Origin of the sequence: Metapseudomonas phytobenefica, from assembly GCF_043392685.1 — a bacterium.
Taxonomy (GTDB): domain Bacteria; phylum Pseudomonadota; class Gammaproteobacteria; order Pseudomonadales; family Pseudomonadaceae; genus Metapseudomonas.
Genome location: NZ_JBHZGM010000005.1, coordinates 89,551 through 101,674 on the forward strand (window position 1 = coordinate 89,551; position 12,124 = coordinate 101,674).

The following is a 12,124-nucleotide window of genomic DNA, read 5'->3' on the forward strand; positions in this document are numbered from 1 at the left end:
GTTCAAACGATGGTGAACAGCGGCTGGTCGTACTCAACCGGCTGACCGTTTTCCACCAGGATGGATTCGATCACGCCGCTGGTCTCGGCCTCGATGTGGTTCATCATCTTCATGGCTTCGACGATGCAGAGGATGTCGCCTTTCTTCACGCTCTGGCCGACTTCCACGAAGGACGGGGCGGTCGGGGACGGCGAGCGGTAGAAGGTGCCGACCATCGGCGAACGCACGACATTGCCGTTCAGCTTCGGCGCTGTGGGGGCAGCGGCTTCAGCGGCGGCCGGGGCGGCAGCGACCGGGGCGGCAGCCGGCGCGGGGGCGGCGGCGTAGACCGGGGCGGCGGCGAAGGCCTTGTTGCTGTGACGGCTGATGCGCACGGACTCTTCGCCCTCGCGGATCTCCAGTTCGTCGATACCGGACTCTTCCAGCAGTTCGATCAGTTTCTTGACTTTACGGATATCCATTAATCATCAACTCCCAAGGGTGAGGTCAGGGGCGTTCAAGGTGTTCCAGGGCCGCGTCCAGGGCCAGGCGGTAGCCGGTGGCACCCAGACCGCAGATCACTCCCACGGCAACGTCGGAAAAGTAGGAGTGATGGCGGAAAGGTTCTCGTTTGTGCACGTTGGACAGGTGCACTTCGATGAATGGGATGCTCACTGCGAGCATCGCGTCACGTAAGGCGACACTTGTGTGCGTGAAAGCAGCAGGATTGATGATGATGAAGTCCACTCCTTCACCACGGGCCGCATGAATCCGGTCGATCAGTTCGTACTCGGCATTGCTCTGCAGGTGCATCAGGTGATGACCGGCCTCGCGGGCGCGGCGCTCCAGGTCCTGGTTGATCTCGGCCAGGGTGGTAGCCCCGTATTTGTCGGGTTCGCGGGTGCCCAGCAGGTTGAGGTTGGGGCCATGCAGGACGAGCAGGGTGGCCATGCTGATTGTTCCTTGTTGGAGGCCAGGCGGCACTATGCCGGATAGCCGGAAAGGCTGTCCAGTTATCGGCAGTAGCCGACAAGATGCCCGGTGTTTACGGCAAATATATGACGTTACATGCTCAGCGCGATGCGTTCGCCTGTTGCAGACGAGCGGCGAAGGCCTTGGCATCGACTTCACCTACGACACGCAGTTCGGTCAATTCGTCACCCTTGCCGTCGAAGAACAGGATGGCCGGTGGTCCGAACAGCTTGTAGCGATCGAGTAGGGCGCGTTGATCCGCGTTGCTCTCGGTCATGTCGAAACGGATCAGGCGGTAGCCGTCGAGCTGCGAGGTCACCTCCGGGGCGATTAGGACTTCACGCTCGATGACCTTGCAACTAATGCACCAGTCGGCATACCAGTCCAGCAGCAGGGGTTGGCCAGAGCTCCTGGCGGCGGTCAGGGCGCCGCTGAGTTCCGCCGGCGTCTTGATGGTTTGCCATTCCCCGCTGACCGGGGCAGCGGACGGTGCACCAACCAGGTGCGTGCGGCCCAGCGGGCGCAACGGGTCCGATTCACCCTGCAGGGCACCGGCCCAGGCGGCCACCGCGTACACCAGCAGGACCAGGCCGCCCAATTGCGCGAGGCGTTCGCGCGGGGCCTTGGGGGTGAATTCCAGGGCGCCGAGGAACAGCGCCACGCCGCCGGCAAGCAGGCCCCAGAGGCCAAGGGCCAAGGGGCCGGGCAGGACACGTTCGAGCATCCATACGGCCACCGCCAGCAGCAGCACGCCGAAGGCGTTGCGCACAGCGACCATCCACTGGCCGGCCCTGGGCAGCAGTGCACCACCGCCAGTGGCGAAGAGCACCAGGGGGGCGCCCATGCCCAGGCCCAGGGCGAAGAGCTTCAGGCCGCCGCCCAGGGCATCGCCGCTGGCGCTTATATAGAGCAGGGCGCCGGCCAGCGGTGCGGAAACGCAGGGGGATACCAGCAGGCTGGAGACCACGCCGAGCAGGGCCGCGCTCCAGATCGAGCCGCCCCGGGTGCTGCTGGCAAGAGTGTCCAGCGGTCCGCTGATGAAGCGCGGCAGGCGCAGTTCGTAGAGACCGAACATGGCCAGTGCGAAGAGGGTGAAGAAGCCGGCGAAGGGCACCAGCACCCAGGGGGATTGCAGCCGCGCCTGGAGATTGAGCTCGGCGCCGAACACGCCCATCAGCGCACCCAATAGCGCGAAGCAGGCGGCCATCGGCAGCACGTAGGCCAGCGACAGTACCAGCCCCCGGCCGCCGCCCGCCTGGCCGCGCAGCACCACGCCGGAAAGGATCGGCAGCATGGGCAGCACGCAGGGGGTGAAGGTCAGGCCCAGGCCGGCGAGGAAGAACAGCGCCAGTTCATGCCAGCTCCAGGCCTTGCCGGTGGCGCCGCTGCCGATATCGTCGCCACCGCTGTCCGAGGCGCCGGCGGCGAGCTTGATCACTTCGGTTTCCGGTGGATAGCACAGGCCCTTGTCGGCGCAACCCTGGTAGGTCACCCGCAGCTCGGTGGGCGCCTTGCGCGCCGGGTCCAGCGGCAGGTCGACGTCGGTTACGCCGTAATACACCTCGACATCGCCGAAGTATTCGTCGGTCTTGGGCTTGCCGGCGGGCAGCACCGGCTGGCCCAGGCCGCTGTCGGCGGGTTCGGCGCGGAACTGGAAGCGATGGCGGTAGAGGTAATAGCCCTCGGCGTTGGTGAAACGCAGTTTCACCAGGCTGGGCGTGCTTTCTACCAGGCTGAGGCGGAAGGCCTCGCGCACGGGCAGGAAATCGGCGCTGTTATTGAGGGCAGCGCCCAGGGTCGGGTTCGGGCGGTTATCCAGCAGCCCTGCGGTGACGGGCAGGGCCACCAGCAACAGGATCAGGCTCAGCAGGCGGCGCATGGAGGTCTCTTGAACAGAAAATGCCTGCATCATAACGGACCTCGGCGCCTTCCTGCAGGCTCCGGGCTGTAAGCGGTTTTGTCGTCGGCGTGAAAGGTCGGGCGTCCGAGCGCAGGGGCGAGCCTGCTCGCGAAAGCCTCGGGCCGTTTGTTTCGCGAGCGAGGCGCGACAAACGGTCACACGCGGCAGGTCTGTACCGGCATATGCAGTTCACCGCCCGGTTGCAGCAGGCGCTTACCCTGGCTGGCGGCGCTCAGTCCAGGTGTTGCTCGACCCGGTTGCGGCCGCCGTGCTTGGCGCGGTAGAGCGCTTCGTCCGCCTGCCTGGACAGCTGGTTGATGTCCTGATCGTCCCGCAGCTGGGCGATGCCGCAACTGAAGGTACAGCTCAGGTCGCTGGGCTGCGCGGGGTAGCGGATCTCGGCGAAACGGCGGCGGATTTCCTCCAGGACCCGATGCGCGGCGTCCAGGTCGGTATCAGGCAGGACCACGGCGAATTCCTCGCCGCCGTAACGACCGATGTGGTCGGTCTTGCGCAGCCGCTGCTTGAGGAACAGCGCCAGGCTCTTGATCACCCGGTCGCCCATGGGGTGGCCGTAGGTGTCGTTGACCTTCTTGAAGTGGTCGATGTCGAGCATCGCGAAGCACAGTGGCTTGCCTTCCCGGCGTGCGCGGGCCCCGGCGTCTTCCAGCAGCTGCAGGGTGTGGGTGTGGTTGAACAGGCCGGTGAGGCTGTCGCGCACCATGCGTGCCTTGAGGCTACGCGCACGCTTGGCGCGGGTGCGCACCGTGGCGATCAGGTGGCGCGGCTTGATCGGCTTGGTGAGGAAGTCGTCGCCGCCTTCGCTCATTGCATCGAGCTGCTTGTTCAGGTCGTCCTCGGCCGAGAGATAAATGATCGGCACGCTGACATAGCGCTCGTGCTGGCGGATCACCTTGGCCAGTTCGGTACCCAGGCAGTCGGGCATGTACATGTCGAGGATGATCAGGTCTGGTTGGAAATCGGCCAGGGCCAGCAGGGTCTGCACCGGTTCGGTGATGATGCGAGTGACGATGCCGGCGGAGTTGAGGACCTGCTCGGTATGACTGGCCTGGGCGCGGGAGTCGTCGACGATCAGCACCTTGAACGGGTCGTAGTGGGCGGTGCGGGCGAGGGTTTCCAGCTTCTCCAGCAGGCTGGAGGCATCCAGGGTACCGGTGAAGAATTCCTGGCCGCCAGCGCGCACGGCGGCCAGGCGGGTCGGGGCGCTGGCCTCTTCATGGCTGAAGAAGATGATCGGCAGCTTCTGCTCCAGCCCTTGCTGGGCTTCGCGGGCCAGCTCCAGGCCCTGGCCCGGTCCGGAAAAATCCACTTCCAGCACGATGGCCGCCGGATGCCGCTCGGCCAAAGCCGCGCGGAAGGCATTGGCGCTCTCGCAGTACTGGGCGTTGAGGCCGAAGAACTCCAGTTGCCGGGTCAGGCGCTCGGCGCGTTCATTGCGCTGCATCGCCAGGTACACCGGCTTGCGCAGGGGCGGCAGGAAGGTCTGCTCGAACTGGTCGCCGTGGCGCAGGCCGGTGCGCGCCAGTCGCTGCATCAGCAGACTGAGTTCGGTGATCAGGTCGCTGGACAGCCGGCCGCGATTGTCCTCGACGCCGCGCAGGCAATTGCTGATCCCCTCCGCCAGGCGGGAGTGCTCGGGCTGCTCGAAACGCTCTGCGTAACGCTGCAGGCACAGGCTGGCCTCGGCCAGTTCGGTCATGCAGGCCGGGCCCCACTCCCTGCGTTGCAGACGCTGCCAGATTTCCAGCACGTGCCGCGCCTGGTTGATCACCCGCTGGGCGAAGTGATGCTTGAGTCGGTCGCGGCTGGGGTCTTCGTGCTCGGTCATGGCCGGGGAGTCGCCTGGAGGACGGTCAAAATGATGGCGCCATGCTATCAGCCGGGAAAAGGTACGCCAGTGCAATCTGTCCTGAAGTCGTGCGATTCGTCAGAAAAATACCGCCAGCAAGGCGACATCCGGGGCGAAAGCCTGCCCGTGCCGGTTGAGGGGGCGCCTCTCGGCCACTGCGCTGCGCCCGCTCATCCCTTATAGTGCTGGACTCGGCCACAACCACTGCGAAGGACCGTGGTCGAACCTTCCCTTGCTGATCGAAATTCGAAGGACACTGCCATGCTGGACTGGAAGAAGCGTATGGGCGATGCGCGTGAGCGCGTCGATGATTCGGTTGACGATGTGCGCAGCTACCTCGGTGGCATGTGGATGAGTCGCGCCCTTGGCAGCCTGCTGGTGATCTACCTGATCGCCTGCGTGGTGGTGGGCTGGTACTGGAGCCGCGAGCCCGACCTCTTCCCGGTAGAGCAGAACGCCCAGGCCGCCGCCGACCGTGCCGGCCGCCAGATGGTCAATGGCTATACCACCGTGGAAACCCTGAAGACCGTCGCCCAGACCCTGCTGGACAAGAGCGGCGGCTACGTTTCCAACGACCTGGCCCCGCCCGGCCTCTGGCTGGACAACATGCCGAGCTGGGAATACGGCGTGCTGGTCCAGGTGCGTGACCTGTCCCGCGCCCTGCGCAAGGATTTCGCCCGCTCCCAGTCGCAATCCACCGAAGACCCGGACCTGGCCAAGGCCGAACCGCGCTTCAACTTCGACAACAAGAGCTGGGCGCTGCCGGCCTCCGAGTCCGAGTACCGCGAAGGCATCCGTTCGCTGGACCGCTACCTGGCCCGCCTGGCCAACCCGAACCAGCCCAATGCCCAGTTCTATGGCCGCGCCGACAACCTGAACAACTGGCTGGGCGACGTTGCCACCCGCCTGGGCTCGCTGTCCCAGCGCCTGTCCGCCAGCGTTGGCCGCGTGCGCCTGAATACCGATATCAGCCCGGAAACCGCCGCCGCCTCGGGCAAGGTGCCGGAAGTGAGCGAAGAGGTCGTCGAGACCCCCTGGCTGCAGATCGACAACGTCTTCTATGAAGCCCGTGGCCAGGCCTGGGCGCTGTCCCACATCCTGCGCGCCATCGAAGTCGACTTCGCCGATGTGCTGGCGAAGAAGAACGCCGCCATCAGCGTGCGCCAGATCATCCGTGAACTGGAGGCCGCCCAGGAGCCGCTGTGGAGCCCGATGGTCCTCAACGGCAGCGGCTACGGCGTGCTGGCCAACCACTCGCTGGTGATGGCCAACTACATCTCCCGCGCCAACGCCGCCGTGATTGACCTGCGCCAGCTGATGGAGCAGGGCTGATGGCCATCGACGAACGCGAGGCGGCCCATCGCGCCGCCTCGGATGCCGAGCGGGTGGCCTGGGTCGATGAGCAGGACCGCCCCCTCGGCGGCCTGCCCCGCGCCGAACTGCGCGAGCGCGGGCTGATCTCCCGGGGCAGCTTCATCCTGCTGTTCAATTCCGCCGGCCAGCTCTGCGTGCATCGCCGCACCCTGAGCAAGGCGCTGTACCCGGGCTACTGGGACGTGGCCGCGGGCGGCATGGTGCAGGAAGGCGAGGGCTACGCTGAATCCGCTGCCCGCGAACTGGAAGAGGAACTCGGTATCGGCGGGGTGCCCCTGCGCGAACATGGCCGCTTCTATTTCGACGAGCCGGGCAACCGTCTCTGGGGCTCGGTGTTCTCCGCCGTGTCCGACGCGCCGCTGAAACTGCAGCCGGAAGAAGTGATGGAAGCGCGCTTCATGAGCCTGGACGAGGCGCTGGCCGTCGAACCCTGCTGCCCCGATTCCCTCAAGGCGCTGAAGCTCTACCTCGCCACGCATTAGGTTGTGGGAGCGATGTGGGGGCGAATTCATTCGCTAAGCAGCCCGCAGGGTTGCCCTCACCGGCCATTGGGGTCGCTGCGCAACCCTCAGCGATTGAAATCGCCCCCACAATGAAATACGCCTTTTTCCCCTCCAAACCCGCACCCGGCGCGGGTTTGTGCAATATCCCGGACCCTTTCGTGCGGGATGCTGCACGAGGTCGCCAATCTGTCGATCAATGGCGCATTTTCGTACTTAGCATTCGGCGCAATAGCTGATAAATTGCGCCGCCTTTCAACCCTGGCCTCCCGGCCAGGCAGCGCTGCCCCTGCCAGAGTGGGGCTTCGCGGTCGGCCCCCGCCGACCAGTCGCTATCCTGACCCCTACGAGGAAAACCGGTGGTCAAGAAAGCTTCGTCCTTTGCTGCCCTCGGCGGCCTGGTGTACTCCACCGACAGCGGCCGGCACTGCCCGGATTGCCGCCAGCCCATCGATGCCTGCATCTGCAAGCAAGCCAGCGTGCCTGCTGGCGATGGCATTGCCCGCGTGCGTCGTGAATCCAAGGGCCGTGGCGGCAAGACCGTCACCACCATCGCCGGCGTGCCGCTGGCCGGTGACGAGCTCAAGGAACTGGCCAGCGCGCTCAAGCGTCGTTGCGGAACCGGTGGAGCCTTGAAGGACGGCGTGATCGAGATCCAGGGCGACCACGTGGACCTGCTGCTTGAAGAGCTCGCCAAGCGCGGCTTCAAGGCCAAGAAATCCGGCGGCTGAGCCACGGCTTTCTAAACTGACCGTCATTGCCACGGTCAACACCCAACGTCACACGACTGAATCAATCTGTCCGCGCCCGCCCGGCACGATCCGGCGGGCATGGCCCTTTTCTATCCCATAGGGGGAAACCGATGTCTGCACGACGCACTCGCAAGGACGATGGCACCAGCTGGACCGTGGCCGACAGCCGCAGTGTCTATGGCATTCGCCATTGGGGGGCCGGCTATTTCGCAATCAATGAGGCGGGCCGCGTCGAAGTGCGTCCGCGTGGTGCCGGCAGCGCGCCGGTGGATTTCTTCGACCTCATCGACGACCTGCGCGGCGCCGGCCTGTCCCTGCCGCTGCTGGTGCGTTTCCCCGACATCCTGCAGGACCGCGTGCGCCAGCTGACCGGAGCCTTCGATGCCAGCATCGAACGCCTGGAATACCAGAGCCGCTACACCGCCCTGTACCCGATCAAGGTCAACCAGCAGGAAGCGGTGGTGGAGAACATCATCGCCACCCAGAACGTCTCCATCGGCCTGGAAGCCGGCTCCAAGCCCGAGTTGCTGGCCGTGCTGGCCCTGGCGCCGAAGGGCGGCACCATCGTCTGCAACGGCTACAAGGACCGCGAGTTCATCCGCCTGGCGCTGATGGGCCAGAAGCTCGGCCACAACGTCTTCATCGTCATCGAGAAGGAAGCCGAGGTGGAGTACGTCATCGACGTCGCCGCCGAGCTCAAGGTCGCGCCCCAGGTGGGCCTGCGCGTGCGCCTGTCGTCCCTGGCCTCGTCCAAGTGGGCCGATACCGGTGGCGAGAAATCCAAGTTCGGCCTGTCCGCCGCGCAGATCCTCTCGGTGGTCGAGCGCTTCCGCAAGGCCGGCCTGGACCAGGGTGTGCGTCTGCTGCACTTCCACATGGGCTCGCAGATCGCCAACCTGTCCGACTACCAGCACGGCTTCAAGGAAGCCATCCGCTATTACGCCGAACTGCGCAACCTCGGCCTGCCGGTGGACCACATTGACGTCGGCGGCGGCTTGGGCGTCGACTACGACGGCACCCACTCGCGCAACGCCAGCTCCATCAACTACGACATGGACGACTACGCCGGTGTGGTGGTGGGCATGCTCAAGGAGTTCTGCGACGCCCAGGGCCTGCCGCACCCGCACATCTTCTCCGAGAGCGGTCGTGCCATGACCGCGCACCACGCCGTGCTGGTGATGCAGGTGACCGACGTCGAGCGTCACAACGACGAGGTGCCGAAGTTCGCCAACCTGGAAGAACAGCCGGAGATCGTCCGCTGGCTGGCCGAGCTGCTGGGCCCGACCGACACCGAGATGGTCACCGAGACCTACTGGCGCGCGACCCACTACATGAGCGACGCCGCTGCCCAGTACGCCGAAGGCAAGCTGAGCCTGGCCCAGAAGGCCCTGGCCGAGCAGACCTACTTCGCCATCTGCCGCCGTCTGCACAACCAGCTGAAGGTACGCCAGCGCTCCCACCGCCAGGTGTTCGACGAGCTGAACGACAAGCTGGCGGAGAAGTACATCTGCAACTTCTCCGTATTCCAGAGCCTGCCGGACACCTGGGCCATCGGCCAGGTCCTGCCGATCATCCCGCTGCACCGCCTGAACGAAGAACCCCTGCGCCGCGCCGTGCTGCAGGACCTGACCTGCGACTCCGACGGCAAGATCAACCAGTACGTCGACGAGCAGAGCATCGAAACCAGCATGCCGGTGCACGAAGTGCGTGAAGGCGAGGACTACCTGCTGGGCGTTTTCCTGGTGGGCGCCTACCAGGAAATCCTCGGCGACATGCACAACCTGTTCGGCGACACCGACTCGGTGAACGTCTACCAGCATGACGACGGCAGCGTGTACCACGCGGGCATCGAAACCCACGACACCATCGAAGACATGCTGCGCTACGTGCACCTGTCCCCCGAGGAGCTGATGGCGCACTACCGTGACAAGGTGGCCAGCGCCAAGCTGAGCGCACGCGAGCGCACCCAGTTCATCGACGCCCTGCGCCTGGGGCTGACCCGCTCGTCCTACCTGTCGTCCTGACCGCGCGGTGCATGGGGCCCGGCCAAGTGCCGGGCTTTTTCATGGGCGAGAACGCCTCGCAGGCTGGTGCAGGGCTGGGCAATTGGCCCTTGCGGGCGTGGCGCTACCCTGCGACCTCTGCGGCCGGGGCCGACAAAACCCCTGGCAAAATCCCCCGTTCGGCGCTTTCATTTCCGCCAGCCTTCACATTCCCCTGGAGTCTCACCATGCCGCGCGTCCTGTTGCTCGAATGCAGCCCCAACGATCTGGCCTCGCCCGGTGGTCAGCTGGCTCGGGAAATGGCCCGGCGCATCCATCCCAAGGCCGAAGTGATAGTGCGCAATCTCGTGCGCGAACCCTTGCCGCCGATCTGTGCCGAATATGCTGGCGCGGTGGTGGGGCATGCGGATCGCGCGGACGAACACTTCGCCCTGTCCGAACAGCTGATCGGCGAGCTGGAGCGCAGCCACTACCTGATCATTTCCACGCCCATGCACAACTACATGGTGCCGGCGGCGCTGAAACTCTGGCTGGACTACGTGGTGCGCATCCGCCGCACCTTCGAAATCCACAACGGCCAGCGCGTCGGCCTGCTGGAAGATCGGCCGACCTTCGTGGTCCTGAGTTCGGGTGGCCATTACCTGGGCGCCAAGGCCAAGCAGATGGATTTCCTCTCTCCCTACCTGCGCCATGTGCTCGGGATCATCGGCCTGCACCATGTGGAATACCTCCACCTGCAGGGGCTGGCCGATGGCGAAGAGGCCGTGAACGCCGCACTCCGGCAGGCCCGGGAGCGCCTGTCCTTCAACCCGGTGTTCGCCCCCGAGCCCTTCCCGGACGTCGTTCTGTAGGGTGCGCTGCGCGCACCGGCGATTGAGCGTTGTTGCGGTGCCCGCCCTGGCTTCAGTTGGCGATCACCCCGTAGCCCCGCGCCATCAGCACCGCGAACAGCGGCATCAGCAGCGCCAACAGCAGTTCCAGGCGGATCACCATGATCACCGCCCTGGCCTTGCCGGGGCTGATCTGCGGCACCTGGCCGGCCTTCAGCGCATTGCGCCAGTTGAGGAAGACGAAAGTGGGGAAGCCGGAGAGCAGGGCGATCAACACGAACAGCCCCATCTTGGCGTGGAACATCGAGTTGCCCAGGTAGTAATCCAGCCCCTTGCCGTACCAGAACACCCGCGCCAGACCGGTGAGCAGCACCACGCCGGCGGCCAGGCCGTAGGCGATGTCGATGCGCACCAGGCTGCGCGCGCGGTCCAGGTCCAGCGGCAGCTTGAACAGGCGATGCTCCAGGGTCAGCAGAGCGAAGAGCACGAAGATCGAGAGGAAATGCAGATAGGCGGCGACGGCTTGTCCCATGGAAACTCCTTCAGGTCAGCAGGTTTTCGTTGTCGTTATGGTGCGGCGAACCAGGCGTCGCGGCGGTGCAGGCGCCAGGCCAGTGCACCGAGGCTGACCCCGCGTATTGCCATGAAGGCGAGGAAGGCCAGCCAGAGCCCGTGATTGCCGAGAAACTGTAGACCCCAACCCAGCGGCAGGCTAAGGACGACGGCGAGCAGCATGGCGTCGCGCATTTCGCGGGCCCGGGTGGCGCCGATGAACAGGCCGTCCAGCAGGTAGCTCCACACCGCGATCAGCGGCAGCAGCGCGAGGTAGGGCAGGTAGCTGTGGGCCACCGCGCGAACGGCCGCGATATCGCTCTGCAGGTCGATGAACAGTCCGCCACCAACGGCGAAGAACAGCGCGAAACCCAGGCTCGCCAGCAGCGACCAGCCTCCGGCCACCAGCAGCGAGCGGCGCAGCGTCAGGCGGTCACGGGCGCCGATGGCGTGCCCGCACAGCGCTTCCACGGCATGGGCCAGGCCATCCAGGGCGTAGGCGGTCACCAGCAGCCCGTTGAGCAGCAGGGCGTTGGCCGCCACGGTGGCGTCGCCCAGTCGGGTGCCCTGCACGGTCAGCAGGAAGAACACCAGTTGCAGCGCCAGGGAACGGAGGAAGATGTCGCGGTTCACCATCAGCAGCGGCCGCCAGCTGCGCCACCGTTGCAGCGCTGGCCAGTCGATGTGGCCCGGATAACGGCGCAGCGCTCCACGGGTGAGCGCCAGGCCGATCAACGCGCCGCTCCATTCGGCGATCACCGCCGCCCGCGCCGCGCCGGCCACGCCCCAGTCCAGGCCGAGGACGAACCACAGCGCCAGGGCGATGTTCGTCAGGTTGGTGCCCAGCAGGATGGCCAGCGGCGCCCGCGCGTTCTGCGTGCCGAGGAACCAGCCGACCAGGGCGTAGTTGGCCAGGGCCGCCGGCAGACCGAGCAGGCGCAACTGGAAGAACTCGCGGGTCAGCGCGTCCAGCTCCGCGGAGGGGTTCATCAGCCTCAGTGCCAGGCCGCTGAAGGGAACCGCCAGCAGCCCCAGCAACAGCGCCAGGCCCAGTGCCAGTCCCAGTCCTTGCAGCAGCACCTGGCGCAGGGCGCCGCCATCGGCGCGGCCAGCGGCCTGGGCGGCGAAGCCGGTGGTGCCCATGCGCAGGAAGCCCAGCACGCCGAGCAGCAGCATGTACAGCGTGCTGCCCACCGCCACCGCGCCCAGCTGGTGAGCGTGGGGCAGATGGCCCACCACCGTGCTGTCCACCAGGGCTACCAGGGGCACGGAAATGTTGGAGAGGATCATCGGCGCGGCCAGCGCCCAGACCTTGCGGTGGGTCGGGGCATGCCGCCAGGCATCGAGGAACAGGCTCATGCAGGGCTCCAGTCGGGCCGCGCAGTATAGCGG

11 protein-coding genes are annotated in these 12,124 nt (G+C 66.0%); 5 read left to right on the forward strand and 6 right to left on the reverse strand.

Annotation, left to right across the window (positions count from 1 at the left end; translation table 11 throughout):
• Window positions 1-2 precede the first annotated feature (2 nt).
• The 4 genes from accB to ACFW0B_RS06470 all read right to left on the reverse strand — a co-directional run bounded on the left by accB (window position 3) and on the right by ACFW0B_RS06470 (window position 4,700).
• Entirely contained in the window at window positions 3-461 is a 459-nt protein-coding gene (gene accB / locus ACFW0B_RS06455; protein WP_449147112.1) for an acetyl-CoA carboxylase biotin carboxyl carrier protein, read from the reverse strand.
• Window positions 462-486: 25 nt separating this feature from the next.
• Window positions 487-930 (reverse strand): type II 3-dehydroquinate dehydratase, encoded by a 444-nt coding sequence (aroQ, locus tag ACFW0B_RS06460; RefSeq protein WP_449147113.1) that lies wholly within the window; start codon window positions 928-930, stop codon window positions 487-489.
• 121 nt (window positions 931-1,051) lie between these two features.
• On the reverse strand, window positions 1,052-2,830 hold the full coding sequence (locus ACFW0B_RS06465) for a protein-disulfide reductase DsbD (RefSeq protein WP_449147114.1): 1,779 nt from the start codon (window positions 2,828-2,830) through the stop codon (window positions 1,052-1,054).
• Between the two features lie 253 nt (window positions 2,831-3,083).
• Entirely contained in the window at window positions 3,084-4,700 is a 1,617-nt protein-coding gene (locus ACFW0B_RS06470; protein ID WP_449147115.1) for a diguanylate cyclase, read from the reverse strand.
• 282 nt (window positions 4,701-4,982) lie between these two features.
• Between ACFW0B_RS06470 and ACFW0B_RS06475 the strand changes: the two genes are divergently transcribed.
• The 5 genes from ACFW0B_RS06475 to ACFW0B_RS06495 all read left to right on the forward strand — a co-directional run bounded on the left by ACFW0B_RS06475 (window position 4,983) and on the right by ACFW0B_RS06495 (window position 10,201).
• On the forward strand, window positions 4,983-6,053 hold the full coding sequence (locus tag ACFW0B_RS06475; RefSeq protein WP_449147116.1) for a DUF2333 family protein: 1,071 nt from the start codon (window positions 4,983-4,985) through the stop codon (window positions 6,051-6,053).
• The gene (locus tag ACFW0B_RS06480; RefSeq protein ID WP_449147117.1) at window positions 6,053-6,577 is read left to right on the forward strand and encodes an NUDIX hydrolase; all 525 of its coding nucleotides are present in this window, start codon (window positions 6,053-6,055) and stop codon (window positions 6,575-6,577) included. Before ACFW0B_RS06475 ends, ACFW0B_RS06480 begins: the two co-directional genes overlap by 1 nt.
• Before the next feature lie 377 nt (window positions 6,578-6,954).
• Entirely contained in the window at window positions 6,955-7,326 is a 372-nt protein-coding gene (locus tag ACFW0B_RS06485; RefSeq protein ID WP_449147118.1) for a translation initiation factor Sui1, read from the forward strand.
• 131 nt (window positions 7,327-7,457) lie between these two features.
• Complete coding sequence (gene speA, locus ACFW0B_RS06490; RefSeq protein ID WP_449147119.1) at window positions 7,458-9,371, forward strand: arginine decarboxylase; 1,914 nt, start codon at window positions 7,458-7,460, stop codon at window positions 9,369-9,371.
• Window positions 9,372-9,577: 206 nt separating this feature from the next.
• Window positions 9,578-10,201, forward strand: coding sequence for an FMN-dependent NADH-azoreductase (locus tag ACFW0B_RS06495; RefSeq protein ID WP_449147120.1), 624 nt, complete (start codon window positions 9,578-9,580; stop codon window positions 10,199-10,201).
• 52 nt (window positions 10,202-10,253) lie between these two features.
• Here the strand turns inward: ACFW0B_RS06495 and ACFW0B_RS06500 are convergent, their stop codons facing one another.
• Window positions 10,254-10,712: a DUF2214 family protein gene (locus ACFW0B_RS06500; protein WP_449147121.1), complete on the reverse strand. Its 459-nt coding sequence runs from the start codon at window positions 10,710-10,712 to the stop codon at window positions 10,254-10,256.
• Window positions 10,713-10,747: 35 nt separating this feature from the next.
• Window positions 10,748-12,091 (reverse strand): MATE family efflux transporter, encoded by a 1,344-nt coding sequence (locus ACFW0B_RS06505; protein WP_449147122.1) that lies wholly within the window; start codon window positions 12,089-12,091, stop codon window positions 10,748-10,750.
• Window positions 12,092-12,124: the final 33 nt, after the last annotated feature.